Source organism: Olleya sp. UBA1516, assembly GCF_002323495.1.
GTDB lineage: Bacteria > Bacteroidota > Bacteroidia > Flavobacteriales > Flavobacteriaceae > Olleya.
The window spans coordinates 115,652-134,944 of sequence record NZ_DCQO01000006.1 but is presented as its reverse complement, the minus strand read 5'-3'; the positions used below and the strand labels follow the sequence as shown (position 1 = coordinate 134,944).

The following is a 19,293-nucleotide window of genomic DNA, read 5'->3' as shown; positions in this document are numbered from 1 at the left end:
AAATTGTTTTATTTTGAACGCCTTAATTTAAGCTTTTACTAACTCACCATAAAGATCAAAATCTTCAGCTTCAGTCACTTTAATATTGTAATATTCTCCTGTTTTTAAATACGTGTCAGTTGCATCAATTAACACTTCATTATCTACATCTGGACTATCAAACTCAGTACGACCTACAAAATAAGTACCTTCTTTACGGTCTATAACCACTTTAAAGGTTTCTCCGATTTTTTCTTGATTTAACTCCCAAGAAATCTGAGATTGAATTTCCATAATTTGGTTAGCTCTGTCTTGCTTCACTTCTTGTGGCACATCGTCTTCCAAGTTATAGGCATGAGTGTTTTCTTCATGAGAATAAGTAAAACAACCTAAACGCTCAAAACGCATATCTTTTACCCACTGTTTTAATTCTTGAAAATGTGCTTCCGTTTCGCCTGGATAACCAACAATTAATGTTGTTCTAATAGTCATCTCTGGGACGATAGCTCTAAACTGCTTAATTAGATTTGTTGTTTTTTCTTTGGTAGTACCACGACGCATACTTTTAAGTAAATCGTCACTAATATGTTGTAATGGAATATCTAGATAATTACAAATTTTTGGTTCTCGCTTCATTAAATCTAACACATCCATTGGGAAGCCTGTTGGAAAAGCATAATGCAATCTAATCCATTCAATACCTTCAACTTTAACTAAGTTTTCAAGTAACTCTGCTAAGTTTCGTTTTTTGTATAAATCTAAACCGTAATACGTTAAATCTTGGGCAATTAAGATTAACTCTTTAACGCCATTTGCTGCTAACTTTTCAGCTTCCGTAACCAAGTTTTCAATTGGCGTAGATTTATGCTTACCTCTCATTAAAGGAATCGCACAAAAACTACATGGTCTATCACAACCTTCTGCAATTTTTAAATAGGCATAGTTTTTAGGTGTAGTTGTTAAACGCTCTCCTATTAACTCATGTTTATAATCTGCACCTAAAGCTTTAAGTAAACCTGGCAACTCTGTAGTCCCAAAATATTGATCTACATTAGGTATATCTTTTTGTAATTCTGGCTTATAACGCTCACTTAAACATCCTGTTACAAAGACTTTATCAACCTCTCCATCTTCCTTTTTTTGCATGTACTCTAAAATAGTGTTCACGCTTTCCTCCTTTGCATTATTAATAAAACCACAGGTATTAATAACTACCACGTTACCTTCTTCCTCATGCACAACTTCTTTTCCGTTAGCTTTTAATTGTCCCATTAGGACTTCGCTATCGTAGACATTTTTACTACAACCTAAAGTTATAACGTTGATTTTGTTCTTTTTAAGTGACTTTGTTCTCATACCTCATTTTTGGACTGCAAAGATACAAAATGATTTAGGATTTACGTTTATTAAATCTTAACATAAACAACTTATAACAGCATAAACATCTAACATTCAAATTGTTTAACAATCAACTACTCTTATCTAAAAAATTTGCTATTTAGTTTAAAAAATTATTTAATATATTGCGAATATTAACCAACGATTAAACTTTTATTTTAATGAAAAAAATACTATTAATTTTTATCTCAATAGTTCTTTTTAGCTGTTCTAGCGACAGCGATAGCGATAATGACACAGATAACACAAACAGTTGTGCTAAACCAACAAATCTTTATCTTACAACTATTGCCAATACATTTGCTCAATTAGATTGGACATCTCAAGTCAATTCATCTTTATATCAAGTTGAGTATGGTAATTTAGGATTTACATTAGGCAGTGGAACATTATATACAGTACCAGATACTTACAAAATTATAGAAGGCTTAGAACCAGAAACTCAATATTCGTTTTATACACGTGTTTATTGTAATGATATCGAAGCTTATAGCAATTGGGCTGGACCTTTTTCTTTTGTTACCACAGATGACAACCCTTATTGTAACGAACCTACAAATTTTAGTTTAGGATACAACACTAATGGTCCTAATGTTGGATCAGATTATGCTAGATTTCTTTGGTCAGATAATGGTGGTGATGAATATGAAATTGAATACGGAGCCCAAGGATTTAACCCAGGAAATGGAACAGTTCATGTAACTTCAGAAAACTCTTCAACAACTGTCTCTGGTTTGACCGCTCAAACAACTTATGATTTTTACATAAAAAGCAAATGTACTGAAAATGGTTATAGTGTATGGACAGGTCCATTAACAGTTACAACAACTACTGCTGCTTTTAATCCAAACTGTATAGATCCTTTTAATTTTGAAAATATTGGCACAGGTACAGGAAGTAGTTCTGGTTTTCCAACAAGGTATTTTGATTTTAATTGGGACCATGTAGATTCCCAAAATAATTGGGAAATAACGTATGTTGAAGCAGGCAACTCATTTAATACTTTAAATACAGCAGCTATTCCTATTGTTCCAGTAAGACTTACATATTTTGTAGGTAGTAGCGGACTAACATCAGGACAAGCTTATGACTATTACATTAGATCTAATTGTGGTGGTACAAATGGGTTTAGTGATTGGATAGGTCCTGTAACTGTTACAGTTCCTTAAAATATAAAACACTTAATAAATAAAAGTCTAGTAAATAAATAACTAGGCTTTTTTTTTGCTATAATTATTAAAATAATCTATTTTATATTAGTACTATTATAAACTATTACTATGAAACCCATCAGAAGCCTTCTCAGCATTATACTTCTTTTTACATTTGGTTGTTCTTCTGAAAACAAGGACTTTGAAATAGAAAATCCAACTACCGAAGCTATATATTTTCCGCCTATAAATTCTGATACTTGGGAAACCCTTTCGCCTTTAGAATTAAATTGGAATACAAACGCTTTAGACGAATTATCATTATTTTTACAAACATCAAATACAAAGTCTTTTATAATTTTACATAAAGGAAAAATTGCTTTTGAGCAGTATTTTAATGATCATGCTTTAACTGATCCTTGGTATTGGGCAAGTGCAGGAAAAACATTAACTTCAACTGTAACAGGTATTGCTCAAGACCAAGGATTATTAAATATAAACAATAAAGTGTCCGATTATTTAGGTACAAATTGGACTAGTGAAACTTTAGAACAAGAACAACTAATTACTTGCCAAAATCTATTATCCATGGACTCTGGTTTGGATGATAGTTTAGGCGATAGTGTTGTACCAGAAAATTTGCAATATATTGCAAACGCAAGTAATCGTTGGGCATACCACAATGTATACGTCAAATTACAAGATGTTGTTGCTGCGGTTAGCAATCAAAGTTGGTCGGATTATTTTAATGAAAACTTAAAAAATAAAATTGGTATGACAGGTACTTGGATTACTATAGGAGACTTAAGTGTTTATTGGAGTACTACCAGAAGTATGGCTAGATTTGGTTTAATGATTTATACAAATGGCCAGTGGGACAACCAACAAATTGTATCTGAAGCATTTTTAAATCAGGCAACAAACACCTCACAAAGTATTAATCAGGCTTATGGCTATCTATGGTGGTTAAATGGTAAGTCTAGCTATCATCTACCACAAACTCAGGTTGAATTTACGGGTGAATTAATTCCTAATGGTCCAAGCGATATGTATTGTGCTTTGGGTAAAAATGACCAAAAACTATACATTGTGCCAAGTAAAGATTTGGTTATTGTAAGAATGGGAGAAGCAGCTGACGACTCTAATTTTGCTTTATCAAGTTATGATAATGCGCTTTGGGAGAAATTAAACAACGTATTTAATTAATAAATTTATATTCCATAAGGATTAATGCTGTATAGTCCATCAAATACAATATTAGGATAGAAAAAATAGAATAAACAGATTGCAAAAATCAAAACAATTATTACCTTATTAAGTGTTTCTTTTAATAGAGTGTTCCAACAATACCAAATACAAAATGCAAAAAGCGGTATTAAAACTACTAAAGGAAAAAGCGAATAGTAGATTAATTCTTCAGGAATTAAAGGACTTTTAGGTTGTAAAAAAGAACTTATAGCAAAAACCACATTACTACCAATTGCTACTAACAAATAAAGTATAATAAATACAGTAATAATTCTAAAAATTCGATCGGAATTAAAAGACATGCTTATTTAAAGAAAGAATCTACAAACTCAAACTTATTAAATACTTGCAAATCTTCAATACCTTCTCCAACACCAATATATTTTACAGGAATTTGAAATTGATCACTTATACCAATTACGACACCACCTTTAGCAGTACCATCTAATTTAGTAACTGCAAGGCTTGTAACCTCTGTTGCAGCAGTAAATTGCTTGGCTTGTTCAAAAGCATTTTGACCAGTACTACCATCTAAAACTAATAATACATCGTGTGGTGCATCACCAACAACTTTTTGCATGACACGTTTAACTTTAGTAAGCTCATTCATTAAGTTAACCTTATTGTGTAAACGACCAGCAGTATCAATAATAATAACATCTGCATTTTGATTAACTCCAGATTGTAAGGCATCAAATGCAACTGAAGCTGGATCGCTTCCCATATCTTGACGTACCATAGGTACATCTACACGATCTGCCCAAACTTGTAATTGATCAATAGCTGCAGCTCTAAAAGTATCTGCTGCACCTAAAACTACTTTTAACCCTTGTTTTTTAAATTGATAAGCTAATTTACCAATAGTGGTTGTTTTACCAACTCCATTAACACCAACAACCATTAAAACATAAGGTGTCTTAGATCCATCTTGCTGTTTAGGTAATTGCGGAATTTTATATTCTGTATCTTCACCAGAGTTAGTTTCTGACAGTAAGCCAGCAATTTCCTCTCGTAATATTCTATTAAGCTCATCTGTACCAAGATATTTATCCTTAGATACTCTAGCTTCAATACGTTCTATTATTTTTAAAGTGGTATTAACACCAACATCACTTGAGACTAATACTTCTTCTAAATTATCTAAAACTGCATCATCCACTTTAGACTTTCCAGCGACAGCTTTACTTAATTTACCTAAAAAGCTTGTACTTGATTTTTCTAAGCCTTTATCTAAGGTTTCTTTTTTTTCTGAAGAAAATATTTTTTTAAAAAAACTCATTTCAAATTATTGTTTTTGTTTATATACTGATCCCTAAAAAGAGATCAAGGTTTAATATACTGTAATAATTATAAGTAAATCTATCACTTATAAATGTATATTTTACAACTTTAAATTAATGTTGTATACTATTAATCACTTTATATAATAATCAACATAACAATTATGAAGCCTAATTTACAGGACTGCTACATTGTCATATTTCTATAATGTAAAGTAACGTAATATTTTAAAAACAAAAAAGCCACTTTCCAAAGGTAAGCAGCTTAATACTATATTAAAATAGAGTAAAATTATTTCTTATCTAAGAAATCTTTTACTAATTCAGGTGACATAATTGATTCAACAAACATGTAAGCTCCAGTTTTTGGAGACTTCACCATTTTAATTGCTTTTGATAATCTTTTAGACGATGTCTGTAAAGATGCTACGGTTTTCTTTGCCATGACTTATATGTTTTAGTATTCCTTAAAGGGAATATTATTTAATTTCTTTGTGTACGGTCATTTTCTTCAAGATAGGATTGAATTTTTTAATTTCCATTCTATCAGGAGTGTTCTTTTTGTTCTTCGTTGTAATATAACGAGACGTTCCTGGCTTTCCAGACTCTTTGTGCTCTGTGCACTCTAATATTACTTGTACTCTATTACCTTTCTTTGCCATAATACTTTAATTTACCTAATTGGGTAATTATTTTATAAATCCGTTTGCTCTAGCTTTTTTCAAAGCAGCAGCAATACCTATTTTATTGATTGTTTTTAATGCTGATGTAGATACTTTTAAAGTTACCCACTTATCCTCTTCTGGAAGATAAAAACGCTTTTTTATCAAATTAGCATCAAATGTACGCTTTGTTCTATTCATCGCGTGAGACACGTTGTTTCCAACCATTGCCTTCTTTCCTGTAAGTTCACAAACTCTTGACATTACTTTATAACTTTAAAAATATGTTATTAAAAATCGAGGTGCAAATATACTAATTATTTACTATTTGGCAATAGCTAAATAATTAATTTTCAAAAATTTCTTTTTGAAGCAACTCTAAAGCCTTATTTACTGTTTTATTTATGACGCGTTCTCTATGGTTTCCCATGTTAAATTTATAAGCCTTTACTCCGTTTTTTGAAGCTATTGCTATAAAAACAGTTCCAACCTCTGCGTCAGAGTCTCCTTTTGTTGGTCCAGCGTTACCTGTTGTAGCAACAGCGTAATCTGTTTTAATTATTTTTCTAATATTGGTTGCCATAGCCTCTGCAACCTCTAAACTGACCACAGAATGACGATTTATCAACGCTTCTGGAACACCTAAAAGATCAATTTTAGTCTGTGTGGCATAACTAACAATTGCGCCTTTAAAAAATTGTGAAGCACCAGAATGTGACGTAAATTGCTCTGCTAATTTTCCGCCTGTACAGCTTTCCGCTAACGCTAAAGTTTGTCCTTTTTTTGTTAATTGTCTTGCAATACTTAGCTCTAAACCTTCATCATTATCCTGAAATCCGACAAAAACATCTTGAATTAATGGTAATATTTTATCAATTTCAACTTGAATATCTAAAGCTAAATTAGCCTCGTCCTCACCTTTTCCTGATAAACGCAATCTTACTTTACCTAAACTTGGCAAATAGGCTAATTTAATATGTTTTGGAAGTGCGTCTTCTATAGCTTCTATACGTTCTGCAATTACGCTTTCACCTAATCCATAGGTTAGTATGGTTTTATGCAAAATATATGGTCGTTTATACTTTTTGACTAAATTAGGTAGCACTTCATTATCTATCAATGCTTTCATCTCGTATGGCACACCTGGTAAAGAAATAAAGGTTTTATTTCCTTTTTCTAACCACATACCTGGAGCTGTTCCAAACCTATTCATTAGCACTTTTGCTTTAGTTGGCACTAATGCTTGTTTTTTATTAATTTCGGAAATGGGTTGGTTGATGTACTTTTTAAATAACTGCTCTACATGGAGTAAAACCTCATCATTTTGAACTAAAGTATCTTCAAAATAATCTGCTAAAGTATGCTTTGTTATATCATCTTTTGTTGGACCTAATCCACCTGTTATAATGATAATATCTGCATTATTTTCTGCTTCAGCAAATGCTTTTAACAAATGCTCTCTATCGTCTTGAATAGAGGTAATTTGATAAACAGAAACACCAATAGAGTTTAGTGCTTTACCTATAAATGCTGAGTTTGTGTCTACTACTTGCCCAATTAGAATCTCGTCACCAATGGTAATTATTTCTGCTTGCATTATAAATTAAAATCTTGAATAATCTCGTTAGTTGCATTATCAATAGCAGCTAAAACGATGTTTAATTTATCGGTAATATCGATCTCTTTTTTTTCAAATTTACCCCAATCTTGCACCTCAATTATATCGTCAAGTATACCTAACTCAAACATATCAACTGTAGGTTTCATTTTGTGTGCTGTTTGATAAGTCAATAGATAATTTTTGTTTTCTACTGCCAATTTAAGCACTTTAGCATCACTTGGTACTTCATCTATAAATGTTGAAGCTAAAGCTAAAATAAACTCTTGATCGTCGTCTGCTAATTCTTTTAGTCTATGTAGTTTGTAATGTTGTTCCATGTATTATTTAACTGTTATAGAAAATAGTTCTTTATCCTCTAGATAACCTTTTAATTTATCATTGGCAACTACCTTGCCAACTCCTGAAGGTGTTCCCGTAAATATAATATCTCCAATCTTTAAAGTAAAATATTTTGAGACATATTCTATCAATTCGTCAATTTTCCAAAGCATAAGGCTTGTGTTTGCGGTTTGAACCACACTTGAGTTTTTCTCTAACCTAAAATTTAAACTATCTACATCAGAAAATTCTGACTTATCAATCCATTTTCCAATTACTGCAGCTCCATCAAAAGATTTAGCTTTTTCCCATGGTAAACCTTTTTCTTTTAATTGTTTTTGTAAATCACGAGCAGTAAAATCTATTCCTACACTTAATTGATCATAATATTTATGAGCAAATTTTTTATCAATATGTTTTCCTAGTTTGGTAATTTTAACCAAAACCTCTACTTCATGATGCACATCATTAGAAAAATCTGGAATAAAAAAAGGTTGTTTTTTTAAAAGTATGGCATTATCAGACTTAATAAACACTACAGGATCTGTAGGTTTTTCGTTTTCTAACTCTTTGATATGGTCTGTATAATTGCGACCTATGCAAATTAATTTCATATTTTAAAATTTATTATTTAAAGCTCTTAATTTAATTGCTGTCAGCACTTTTTTAGTGTACAACGGAAAATCTGCATTAAGTAACCATCCAAAATATCCAGGCTCTTTGTCTAAAACCTCTGTCACCAATTTGCCTTTATGCTTTCCAAAAGAAAACACTTCTTGTCCTTCCTTATCATAACTTATAAAACCTGCAAAATCTGCAAATTTTTTGCGAGAACTAAATTCGGCTAAAAATTTTGTATCATTTTCAAGTTCGTCATAACGCTCTACCTGAGCTTTTAAAACCTCATATGTTGCTAACGTATCCGCTTCTGCAGTGTGTGCATTTTCTAAACTTTTATCACAATAAAACTTATACGCAGCACCTAAAGTACGTTGTTCCATTTTATGAAAAATTGTTTGCACATCTACAGCAACACGACCTTTCATGTCAAAGTCTAAATCTGCGCGCAGCATTTCTTCCGCTAAAAGCGGAATATCAAAACGATTAGAATTAAAGCCTGCTAAATCTGCATCTTTAATCATCGAATTAATCTCTGGTGCCAATTGCTTAAATGTAGGCTCGTTGGCAACTCTCTCATCAGTAACTCCATGAATTGCAGACACCACAGCTGGAATTGGCATTTCTGGATTAACTAACCAGGTTTTACTCTCTTTATTTCCGTTAGGAAACACTTTTAATATAGAAATCTCTACAACCCTATCGTTGGTAATATTGATTCCTGTAGTTTCTAAATCGAAAAAGCAAATTGGTTTTGTTAAGTTTAATGACATAAAAGATTTTATTGGTATGGTTTATGCAAATATAATTCTAATCTGTTACTTTTACTTTGTAATACTTTGAAAATGATTAGAAACCTTATACTGCTGCTTATCACTTTTACTACCATGACTGTTTATTCCCAGAACAATCATAAACATGTCTCTATAAAAGAAGAGGTAAAAGGAAAACGATACGAGCTTTATATTGAAAATACCGACTCCATATCTTATGATGTTTTTTTAAAAGTTGAAACTAATGATTTTAGACGTAGTAGTGAACGTCCGATTTTAGAGACTATTCCTGGTAATAGCAAAAAACGTGTATTAACCATGGTGAAGCTAAATAATACCGAAGGAAAATACACCTACATTTTAGTGGTAAACGAAGTGTCTTATAGCCTAGAGATTGATAAAGATTTTGAAATTATAGATTTTAAATTAGACAGAGCATTGCATAACAAAGAGGTCACACTTTACACTAAGGACGACTGCACGATTTGTCCTGATGCTAAACACATATTAACAAAAAACAAGATTAATTACACCGAATATAACCTAGATAAAGACACAACACATTATGATAAAATAATTAAAGAATTTAAATCCATTAATTCTAAAAGTGACTTTAGCCAAATCCCTATTTTAAAGATTGATGACAAACTTTACAACAATATCACTAGTTTAGACGAGTTTATTCAAGCTTTACGCGAAGGACTAAATTAACAAACACTGCTACCTAATTGGTTTTAAATTAATTATTCTTACCCTATTATGAAAAAAATATACTTTGACAACCTTTCTAACTTTAAGAATTCGTGGTTATCTAAAACTGTTTTTATAGTGGCACTATTATGCATCTTTTCAGGTTTTATTTTTCAGGCTACTGATGCAATTGATGGCGTTTGGATTAAAAGAATACAAAGTTTTGGATACATACTTTTTGCACTTTATTTTTTGAATAAAGTTTTTAGAAAAAACTATGTGCAATGGAACAAATTAGGAATGACTATTAGGATTAATAGTTATTTTAAAGAACACCGATTAACTTTTTCAAAATTTAAATATCATACGTTTGAGAATAATAACTTAACGGTCTACCAAATAGACAACACGTTTACTGTAGACATGAGCAATACTAACACATCTGATACTGATCAATTAATACAAATTATTACCGACAATACAATTAATAAATAAGGCATGAGGATTAACAGACTGTTTTCTAGCTTAGTCGCGTTATTAAATGTGTATTATATAGGTGCCTGGATATTTGTTTTTAATACTTATAGTAATCAAACGGATAGACAGCTTTCTTTTTTAAACGGTTGGTTTAATCTTTTTAAAAACATTAACCAACTGGACATAACGTTAGTTGTTTTAACACTAACCTCTATAGTTTCTACCATTTGGATACATAAACCAAATTTAAAACGGTTTGCCAAAATCACATTACTTATCCATCTGCTATTTTTAGCCTACATGCTATGGTCACATTTATAAGATGCTTACTATTATAACCTAATGTTATTAAACACAAAAAAGCACAATCAAATGATTGTGCTTTTTTTATAAAATACTTTATGTTATTTATATCTCTCTGTTTTTATCCCAAGACTCTAAGTAATCTTTAACAGATTTAACAAATTGTCCTCCTAAGGCTCCATTTACAACTCTATGGTCATAACTGTGCGATAAAAACATCTTATAGCGGATTCCGATAAAATCTCCATCTGGCGTCTCAATTACAGCAGGTACTTTACGTATTGCACCTAAAGCTAAGATACCAACTTGCGGTTGACTAATAATTGGTGTACCCATGATGCTTCCAAAAGTACCAACGTTAGTTACTGTATAAGTACCACCTTGGATATCATCTGGTGCCAACTTACCTTCTCTAGCACGTCCAGCAAGATCATTTACTTGCTTAGTCATACCTACTAAGTTTAATTGATCTGCATTTTTAATAACAGGAACAATTAAATTACCATCTGGTAAAGCTGCTGCCATACCAAGATTAATATTTTTCTTTTTGATAATCTTATCTCCTTGAACAGAAATATTCATCATTGGATGGTCGCGTAACGCCTTAGCAATAGCTTCCATAAATATTGGAGTAAAGGTTAAGTTTTGACCTTCGCGTTTTGCAAAACTATCCTTAACTTTTTTACGCCAGTTCCAGATATTAGTAACATCTGCCTCAATAAAACTTTGTACGTGTGCACTAGTTTGAGTAGACTCTACCATATGATGAGCAATTAATTTACCCATTCTAGTCATTTCAATAACTTCATCTCCAGCAGCAACTTGCATTGGAGCCTGAGGTTTAGCTTGTTGTTTTGGTGCAGGTGCTGAAGTAGCAGGTTGTGCTGCTGCTTTAGCTGGTTGACTACTTCTATTTTCTAGATAAGTAACCATGTCATTTTTTGTAACACGACCATCTTTTCCTGTTCCTGTAATTGCATCTAGTTCTGATTGTGAAATACCTTCTGCTTTAGCCATATTTTTTACTAATGGCGAATAAAAACGATCATCGTTTGATGCTATTGGAGCTGCTGCTTGTTGCGCAACTTCAACCGTTTTAGATACTTCTTTTACTGCTTCTGTTTCTGGAGCAGGACTATTGTCTTGCTTAACAGCTTCGGTTGTAGCACCTCCTTCTCCTTCTGTTTCAATTATAGCTATGGTCTGACCAACCTGAACCACATCGTCCACATTAAATAGTACTTCTACTAAAACACCGTCAACCTCACTTGGTACTTCGCTGTCTACCTTATCTGTTGCAATTTCTAAAACTGCCTCATCTGCTTCTATAGTGTCACCAACTTCTTTTAACCATGAGGTAATCGTTGCTTCTGCAACGCTCTCTCCCATTTTTGGTAATTTAAGTTCAAATCTTGCCATATTAATAATCTAATAGTCTTTTTACTGTGTTGAATTGCAAAATTAATAAAAAAATCAATCAAACGGTTAAATAAGTTTAAAACATCAACTTAAAAAAACGTTAATAGTATTTTTATTATACAATATTAAAAAATATTTGGTTTTGTTTTAAGATATTTTTAGTCTCTTTATTGGGATTTACTAAAATAACGTGTTGAGCTATCTTAATTAATGGTAAATCATCAAAATGATCTGTTATTACAGTATCAATGTGTTTACTGCCTAATGTTTTTAAATAAGTGGTAACTGCCTGCTTTTTAACTTCTCTAACATTTTCAAAATCGGATTTATAGTTTTTTTCTGGTGTGTTAGTTGCCAAACAAACATCAAACCCTTCGTTTAAAGCAATGATTTTTGAATAGCAATTTGGCGCTGCAGTTGCTAAAATTTTAATATCAAATGTGGTTTCTTCAATTACTTTTAAATGGTTTTTATAATTTGACAAACTAGACACAAAAGCTTCATAATTTATTTTATTATTTCCTTTAATTGCCTTTAAAATAATATATTTCATTTTAGAGTGATTAATAAAGCCAAACAACCTTAAAAACATAGCTTTTACAAGCTTAAAAAGCAGTATAACATTAAATGTTTTTATACTAAAACGCACCAAATATTTGATAAAAAAGTGAAAGGTATTAACGCTATACAACGTACCATCCAAGTCTACTACAATAACTTTTTTATTTGATTTATTTTCGTTTATAATCATTGGACCAAGGAAATCTTAATAATGTGTTATTATATAAATAATAATCTGGTTTTATTATTGAACTATCAATTGTCCAAGCTAATACTGCAATTTTTATTTTTGCTTTAGGAAACTTTTGCTGCAAATTACTTTTAACAACAAACATGGTTTTTCCACTATCTATAGCATCATCTATAATAAGAATGTTTTTTATGGGTTTTGCTATTGTATTTCTTGTATCAAATGCTATAGTATTATCCTGTAATTTTTCTAAATTTAAATTAGAAATTTTAGCTTTCACACTATTAGACTCTAAAATACGAAGCCAATTTAAGATAGAATATGGTAATATGGATAAAACAGGTTTTAAAAAGCGCTGTTTAACATTTGTAGATTGTCTTTGTAAGGTTACTACTTCAAATAAACTACTTTTTACATTGGGATGCTGTTTGATAGCTTCCAACACATGACCTCCTCCTGACAATATACCAACAACTAAATCTGGATTAACTTCAAGTTTAGAAATTAATTTGAGACTCTCTTTTTCAAAAGTTTCAGTATTTAATGTTAGTACTTTCATTTATTTATAAAAAAAAGTTTTTTTAAAGTATAGTAAAATACTTTTAGGTATCAGACTAGTCGCAAAAGCTCTAACCAAACCTAAAGTTGCAGTAAATGTATAATTATAATTATCCTTAAGTAGTTTAATTCTACTTTTAGTTTGCTGCTTTCTTTTTAAATTAGAAATACTATTTGGATTAACCTCATACTCTAACAATAACTCTGGCAGAACCATAGTTTTAAAATGTTTAATTACTTTAAAAAAATAAGCATGATCTTCAAGAGCTGGGTAATTTTCTGGATACAACCCAATAGTTTTAACAACTTCCGTCTTATACATTACAGCAGGATGGATAAATGGGTTGTATTTATAAATGGCTTCTTGTAATTTATTATGAGTTAATGGTGGTTTAAAATTAAATAAAAAGCTATTATCCTTTGCTATAAAAGTAACGTAGCTAGAGGCTAATCCTAACTTGGGATCTAATTGTAATGCCTGCAGTTGTTTTGCTAATCTATTATTAATACACTTATCTCCTGCGTCTAGTCTTGCTATATATTTAAAATGAGGTTGGTTTAGAATATAATTTAAACCATTATTTAAGGCTGCAGTTACACCAAGACATTTTGGTTGCTTTAATAAGGTAATATCAATCTTGGACTTAAACGAAGCTATTACGCCATCTATTTGCTTCTGGTTATTACTACCATCGTCAATAATAATTAATGTAAACGGTTCCGTTTCGGTTAATAAAGAATGTAATGTAGCAGTTAACCCTTCAATATTATTGTAGTGAGGCAATAAAATGGCTAATTGATGCTCCATTTATTAGCTTATAATTTTAATGAAGACTCAAACGGAATTCTATTAATTATACTTCGTCCTAAGGTAATTTCATCTGCATATTCCAACTCATCACCAACTGAGATTCCTCTAGCAATCGTTGATGTTTCTATACTATAATCCTTAATTTGCTTGTAAATATAAAAATTGGTTGTATCACCTTCCATAGTTGGACTTAAAGCAAAAATCAACTCTTTAACCTGTCCACTTTTTACTTTTTGGATCAAACTAGGGATGTTTAAATCATGTGGACCTACACCATCCATTGGCGATATTTTACCACCTAAAACATGATAAAGCCCTTTATGTGACGCTGTATTTTCTATAGCCATCACATCTCTAATATCCTCCACAACACACACGACATCATCCTTTCTTAATGGATTAGAGCAAATATCGCATAGTTCGTTATCACTTATATTATGGCATGATTTACATAGTTTTAAGTCATTTACCATATTTAATAAGGCATGACTTAAATTATGTGTGTGCTCTTTAGGTTGACGCAACAAATGCAAGGCTAAACGCAAAGCTGTACGCTTACCAATACCTGGTAATTGCGAGATTTCGTTTACTGCATTTTCAAGAAGTTTTGAAGAAAATTCCATAGCCACAAAATTAAGGTTTTTACTAATGATTCACGAATTTATTTTTGTTAAGAATACACTAATACTCAACAACCTTTTCTAAACAATTTTACTTACCTAAAAACTTTTAAGTGTTATAAACTAAAGTCCTTTTAGTAATTTTGTACTTTGGCACTGATAAAACCCTTTTATGACTTCAATACAAATACTATTATTAATAGCAGCCTATTTTGGAGTGCTAATTTTAATCTCTTATTTTACAGGTAAAGACGACTCAAATGACGTGTTTTTTAAAGGTAAAAAACAATCCCCTTGGTACGTTGTCGCTTTTGGTATGATTGGCGCATCACTATCTGGTGTAACATTTATATCTGTTCCTGGTTTGATTGCAGGACAACAGTTTGCCTATATGCAAGGGGTTTTTGGTTTTTTTGTGGGTTATCTAATCGTATTACTAGTACTTTTACCGTTGTATTACAGGCTTAACGTAACATCTATTTATCAATATCTAGAACAACGTTTTGGAATAGTAAGCTATAAAACTGGTGCCTTTTTCTTTTTGCTATCTCGTGTTACAGGCGCTGCGTTTAGATTGTTTTTAGTGGCTTTAGCAATGCAATATATTGTCTTTGAAAAATTAGGTGTTCCGTTTTGGATAACCGTAGTTATATCCATTGCATTAATCTGGTTGTATACTAATCGTGGTGGTATTAAAACAATTGTTTGGACAGACACCTTGCAGACCTTAGCTATGTTAACTTCTGTAATTGTGGCTATATTTTTAATTGTAAACAAATTAGACTGGTCCATAACTGAGGTTTTTAGTAAAGCGTCTTTTAAATCAAAAAGTCAACTATTCTTTTTTGATGACGTAAATAGCAGTACTTATTTTTGGAAATATTTTATTGGCGGAATTTTTATTACCATCGCTATGACTGGTTTAGATCAAGATATGATGCAAAAAAACTTAACCTGTAAAAATCCTGAAGATGCTAAAAAAAATATGTTTAGCATGTCTGTACTATTGGTCTTTGTTAATGTTATATTTTTATCATTAGGTGCTTTGCTTTTTATTTATTCAGAGCAGTTTGGCGTTTCAATACCTGAGGTAGATGGTAAAGTACGTACCGATTTATTGTTTCCTGAAATAGCAATGAATCAAGGGTTAGGTCTAGGATTACAAATCACCTTTTTAATTGGACTTATTGCTGCTGCTTATAGTAGTGCAGATAGTGCGTTAACCTCATTAACAACATCGTTTTCGATAGATTTTTTAAATATTGAAAAACTGCCAATAGCCGAACAAAAACCTTTACGAAAAAAAGTACATATTGGTGTCTCTTTATTACTGATTATTGTTGTTGTTATTTTTAATGAATTAGAAGGAAGCGTCGTTAATAACCTTTTTAAATTTGCAACCTTTACTTATGGTCCTTTATTAGGATTATTTACTTTTGGTATACTTACCAAACGAAGCATTAAAGACAACTATGCTTGGATTGTTGGCTTGGCTTCCATACTAATTACCTATTTTATTACAGAGCTTCCTGCAAACTTTCCGGATAGTTTTATTGGTAAATACGCCTTCCATTGGGAAATCCTTCCTCTTAATGGACTTATAACTTGTTTAGGCCTGTATTTAATTTCCGCGAAAGCGAAACCTAATACTGATTTGTAGATAATAATACCAAAGTACAAGCAACCTCATAGTCTATTCCGTTTACTTTTAATATTTGATATAATTCTGGATTTTCTGTACCAGGATTAAATATTACGCGCTTTGGATTTAGGCTTACTATATAATTGTAGTAGTCTTTTTGTCGTGAAGGATTTAAATATAATGTTACAGTATCTAAAGCGTCATAATGTTGTAATTGCGTATCAATGGTAACATCAACCACCTCTCCTGCTTTCATCCCGAAAGCCACAGTATCATGATTATACTTAACCAATTTGCGTAACGCAATGTTGCTATATCTATCTAGCTTTAATGAAGCGCCAAGTACTAAAGTTTTCTTATTCATAAATGTTAAATTTTAAAATAAATGTTATTCAAGCGTAACAGATTACTAATTAAGGCGTCTTTATAGCATAACCAAGTTTCATCAATCAATCAATCAAAACAAAAATGAAAAAACTACTCACCATTGCTTTACTATTGGTAGCCTTTAGTATTCAAGCACAAGACAACACAAACGATTCGCCCAAAATAGGAACCATTACTGGTACTGTATTAGACGTAACACTTGACCAACCCTTACCTTATGTAAATGTAATTGTTAAAGACACCAATAACAAATTAATTACTGGTGGTATTACAAATAACGATGGGCAATTTGAAGTTAAGCAAATCCCAGAAGGCACTAACATTGTTACTATTGAATATCTAGGTTTTTTACCTCAAAATAAAACTATTGTTATTAGTAATGACAACAAAATAATAGATTTAGGAACCATAAATTTAGAAGAGGCTGCAACCAATTTGGACGAAGTGACTATTGTTGCAGAAACCTCAACAATACAGCAAAAGGTAGACCGTAAAGTCATTACTATTGGTAAAGATTTACAGACTGCTGGAGCTACTGCTAGCGAGATTATGAACAACCTACCATCCGTTAGTGTGGACCAACAAACTGGATCTATTAGCTTACGTGGTAACCAAAACGTTAGAGTTATGGTGGATGGTAAATTGTCTAACATTCCTGCAGAGCAATTACTTAAACAAATACCGTCGTCTTCTATTAAAAGTATCGAGTTAATTACTAATCCAAGTGCTAAATATAATCCTGAAGGCATGAGTGGATTAATAAATATTGTGCTTCATAAAAACACAAAAATTGGCTTTAACGGAAACATAAACATTGGACTATCACACGATATTGAAGCTAAATTTAACAGCTCCATTGATGCCAATTACCGCAACGGAAAATTTAATGTCTATGGATCGTACAATAATAGTGTGACTAAAAACTTTAATTTTGGTGAAATAAACAGAATTGAACAGGATATTCAGCAAAAATTTGAAATTTTAAATAATAACAAATCACACTTATTTAAGGTTGGTGTGGATTATTATTTAGATGAAAAAAATACGATTTCAGTCTTTACCAATCAAAACCTATTTGATGGTTGGGTTAACGTAAATTCTGGTATTAACTATTTAGCTAATCCGTCTTTAAACGAATCTCAGTTTACAAGAAACGACAACGATAACGATTCTGAACAATACAACTTTAACTACAAGCATGACATAAATGATGAAGGTCATAGTATTGAGTTAGAAGTTGATCATGATACTTACAATGGTTTTGGATATACTAAAAACACTTTTTTTAGCTCGCAACGTCCAAATTTTATTGAAGACACAGATACAGACAGACAAAGCACAACTATAAATTTAGATTATAGCAACCCTTTATCTGAAACTGCAAAACTAGAAGTAGGCTTGCAAGCACGATTGTTTAATACCAATATTTTTTATCAATCTGATGCCAGAGAAACTAATCAATTAGGACAATATATACCTACTACAACAACGTTTGATTACACTAGAGACATCTATTCTGCTTACGCAACATATGGAAAAACCCTAGACAAATGGAGCTACCAATTAGGTTTACGTGCAGAGACTGTTAATGTAGACTCTGAGGCTTACAAAAAAGATTTAGCGTCTAATGAGCAAACTAACATTCCGTTTGAAAATGATTATTTTAGATTATACCCTTCTGGATTTTTAACCTACACACCATCCGAGAAAAACGCATACCAATTTAATTACAGCAGACGTGTAGATCGTCCTGGTATTAATCAGGTTAACCCACTACCAGAATGGAACACGCCTTTAATCTCTCAGTTTGGTAACCAAGCGTTACGTCCACAGTTTACAAACTCGTTTGAAACTAATTACACAAGACAATTAGAAAAAGGAAGCATTACAGCAGGAGTATTTTACAGAATTATTGAAGACGAAATACAACAAGCCATATTAATTGACAGAACAGATACAAATAGATTAATTTTTACAGATCTAAACTTTGATAACTCTACTGCTTATGGTATCGAGTTATCTTCAAACTACAGACCTACAAAATGGTGGAGTTTAAATGCTAGTTTTGATTTGTTTTCGCAAACCCAAAAAAGTTTAGCCGAGTCTTTTGACACCAATCAAAATATTGTTTTAAATACCGTTAAAATAGATAATGTTGTTTGGAATGTTAGAGCATTTAACAATTTTAAAGTTACAAAAGATCTTAGCTTTTCTGCTTTTGGAATGTATAGCGGAAAAAATAAAAACATTCAATTTGAAATGAATGATATGCTTATGGTAAACCTAGGTATGCGTTATAGCTTTTTACAAAACAAAGCAAGCTTTAGCTTAAGTTACAACGATATTTTTGATACTATGTACGCACAATTTGAAGGAGACAGACCTTATGCTCAAGTGGGACGTTTTAACTGGGAAAGTCAACAAATTTCTGGACGTTTAGCGTACCGTTTTGGTGGCGGAAACTATAAAGCAAAAGCAAGAAAACAAAGAGATGATGACACAAAATCTGGAGGCGGATTTATGTAAACCTATAAACAATACCATCTAGAGGTTATTTAGTAGCTAATAAACAGTTAATGGTTAGTGT

At 31.6% G+C, this 19,293-nt stretch carries 21 protein-coding genes; 6 read left to right on the top strand and 15 right to left on the bottom strand.

The genetic code is table 11. The annotated features are described in order from the left end of the window. Positions 1–27: 27 nt before the first annotated feature. On the bottom strand, positions 28–1,335 hold the full coding sequence (rimO, locus tag B2989_RS02985) for a 30S ribosomal protein S12 methylthiotransferase RimO (protein ID WP_145000341.1): 1,308 nt from the start codon (positions 1,333–1,335) through the stop codon (positions 28–30). Between the two features lie 203 nt (positions 1,336–1,538). Here rimO and B2989_RS02980 point away from each other — a divergent pair, with 203 nt between their 5' ends. Continuing rightward, positions 1,539–2,546 (top strand): fibronectin type III domain-containing protein, encoded by a 1,008-nt coding sequence (locus B2989_RS02980; protein WP_292943919.1) that lies wholly within the window; start codon positions 1,539–1,541, stop codon positions 2,544–2,546. 111 nt (positions 2,547–2,657) lie between these two features. Further along, positions 2,658–3,734: a serine hydrolase domain-containing protein gene (locus B2989_RS02975; protein ID WP_292943917.1), complete on the top strand. Its 1,077-nt coding sequence runs from the start codon at positions 2,658–2,660 to the stop codon at positions 3,732–3,734. 346 nt (positions 3,735–4,080) lie between these two features. Here B2989_RS02975 and ftsY read toward each other — a convergent pair whose 3' ends face one another. The 8 genes from ftsY to B2989_RS02935 all read right to left on the bottom strand — a co-directional run bounded on the left by ftsY (position 4,081) and on the right by B2989_RS02935 (position 9,048). Beyond that, complete coding sequence (gene ftsY / locus B2989_RS02970; RefSeq protein WP_292943915.1) at positions 4,081–5,055, bottom strand: signal recognition particle-docking protein FtsY; 975 nt, start codon at positions 5,053–5,055, stop codon at positions 4,081–4,083. Positions 5,056–5,348: 293 nt separating this feature from the next. Beyond that, positions 5,349–5,501, bottom strand: coding sequence for a DUF4295 domain-containing protein (locus tag B2989_RS02965; protein ID WP_145000347.1), 153 nt, complete (start codon positions 5,499–5,501; stop codon positions 5,349–5,351). A gap of 34 nt (positions 5,502–5,535) precedes the next feature. Next, positions 5,536–5,718: a 50S ribosomal protein L33 gene (gene rpmG / locus B2989_RS02960; RefSeq protein ID WP_028282775.1), complete on the bottom strand. Its 183-nt coding sequence runs from the start codon at positions 5,716–5,718 to the stop codon at positions 5,536–5,538. A 27-nt stretch (positions 5,719–5,745) separates the two neighbouring features. Continuing rightward, on the bottom strand, positions 5,746–5,982 hold the full coding sequence (rpmB, locus tag B2989_RS02955; protein WP_028282774.1) for a 50S ribosomal protein L28: 237 nt from the start codon (positions 5,980–5,982) through the stop codon (positions 5,746–5,748). An 82-nt stretch (positions 5,983–6,064) separates the two neighbouring features. Next, on the bottom strand, positions 6,065–7,315 hold the full coding sequence (locus B2989_RS02950; RefSeq protein ID WP_292943904.1) for a competence/damage-inducible protein A: 1,251 nt from the start codon (positions 7,313–7,315) through the stop codon (positions 6,065–6,067). Next, positions 7,315–7,656 carry an Hpt domain-containing protein gene (locus tag B2989_RS02945; RefSeq protein ID WP_145000351.1) on the bottom strand — a complete coding sequence of 114 codons (342 nt, stop codon included), beginning with the start codon at positions 7,654–7,656 and terminating at the stop codon, positions 7,315–7,317. Before B2989_RS02945 ends, B2989_RS02950 begins: the two co-directional genes overlap by 1 nt. 3 nt (positions 7,657–7,659) lie before the next feature. Then, on the bottom strand, positions 7,660–8,271 hold the full coding sequence (locus tag B2989_RS02940) for a fumarylacetoacetate hydrolase family protein (protein WP_145000353.1): 612 nt from the start codon (positions 8,269–8,271) through the stop codon (positions 7,660–7,662). 3 nt (positions 8,272–8,274) lie between these two features. Further along, the gene (locus B2989_RS02935) at positions 8,275–9,048 is read right to left on the bottom strand and encodes a 3'-5' exonuclease (protein ID WP_292943899.1); all 774 of its coding nucleotides are present in this window, start codon (positions 9,046–9,048) and stop codon (positions 8,275–8,277) included. 72 nt (positions 9,049–9,120) lie between these two features. Here B2989_RS02935 and B2989_RS02930 point away from each other — a divergent pair, with 72 nt between their 5' ends. After that, a complete protein-coding gene (locus tag B2989_RS02930; RefSeq protein ID WP_145000356.1) occupies positions 9,121–9,759 on the top strand; it encodes a glutaredoxin family protein in 639 nt (212 codons plus the stop codon). 48 nt (positions 9,760–9,807) lie between these two features. Beyond that, the gene (locus B2989_RS02925; RefSeq protein ID WP_292943894.1) at positions 9,808–10,233 is read left to right on the top strand and encodes a hypothetical protein; all 426 of its coding nucleotides are present in this window, start codon (positions 9,808–9,810) and stop codon (positions 10,231–10,233) included. 390 nt (positions 10,234–10,623) lie between these two features. Here the strand turns inward: B2989_RS02925 and B2989_RS02920 are convergent, their stop codons facing one another. The 5 genes from B2989_RS02920 to recR all read right to left on the bottom strand — a co-directional run bounded on the left by B2989_RS02920 (position 10,624) and on the right by recR (position 14,680). Next, positions 10,624–11,937 (bottom strand): dihydrolipoamide acetyltransferase family protein, encoded by a 1,314-nt coding sequence (locus B2989_RS02920; protein WP_292943891.1) that lies wholly within the window; start codon positions 11,935–11,937, stop codon positions 10,624–10,626. Between the two features lie 115 nt (positions 11,938–12,052). After that, on the bottom strand, positions 12,053–12,490 hold the full coding sequence (locus B2989_RS02915; protein WP_292943888.1) for a hypothetical protein: 438 nt from the start codon (positions 12,488–12,490) through the stop codon (positions 12,053–12,055). Between the two features lie 178 nt (positions 12,491–12,668). Continuing rightward, positions 12,669–13,247 (bottom strand): phosphoribosyltransferase, encoded by a 579-nt coding sequence (locus B2989_RS02910; protein WP_292943885.1) that lies wholly within the window; start codon positions 13,245–13,247, stop codon positions 12,669–12,671. After that, the gene (locus tag B2989_RS02905; protein ID WP_292943882.1) at positions 13,248–14,054 is read right to left on the bottom strand and encodes a glycosyltransferase; all 807 of its coding nucleotides are present in this window, start codon (positions 14,052–14,054) and stop codon (positions 13,248–13,250) included. Positions 14,055–14,062: 8 nt separating this feature from the next. Next, complete coding sequence (recR, locus tag B2989_RS02900; protein WP_292943880.1) at positions 14,063–14,680, bottom strand: recombination mediator RecR; 618 nt, start codon at positions 14,678–14,680, stop codon at positions 14,063–14,065. Between the two features lie 169 nt (positions 14,681–14,849). Between recR and B2989_RS02895 the strand changes: the two genes are divergently transcribed. Further along, on the top strand, positions 14,850–16,337 hold the full coding sequence (locus B2989_RS02895) for a sodium:solute symporter (RefSeq protein ID WP_292943878.1): 1,488 nt from the start codon (positions 14,850–14,852) through the stop codon (positions 16,335–16,337). Here B2989_RS02895 and B2989_RS02890 read toward each other — a convergent pair. Continuing rightward, a complete protein-coding gene (locus B2989_RS02890; RefSeq protein WP_292943875.1) occupies positions 16,321–16,683 on the bottom strand; it encodes a CoA-binding protein in 363 nt (120 codons plus the stop codon). The two genes, B2989_RS02895 and B2989_RS02890, sit on opposite strands and share 17 nt — an antisense overlap. A 104-nt stretch (positions 16,684–16,787) precedes the next feature. Here B2989_RS02890 and B2989_RS02885 point away from each other — a divergent pair, with 104 nt between their 5' ends. Continuing rightward, complete coding sequence (locus B2989_RS02885) at positions 16,788–19,232, top strand: outer membrane beta-barrel family protein (RefSeq protein WP_292943872.1); 2,445 nt, start codon at positions 16,788–16,790, stop codon at positions 19,230–19,232. Positions 19,233–19,293 lie beyond the last annotated feature (61 nt).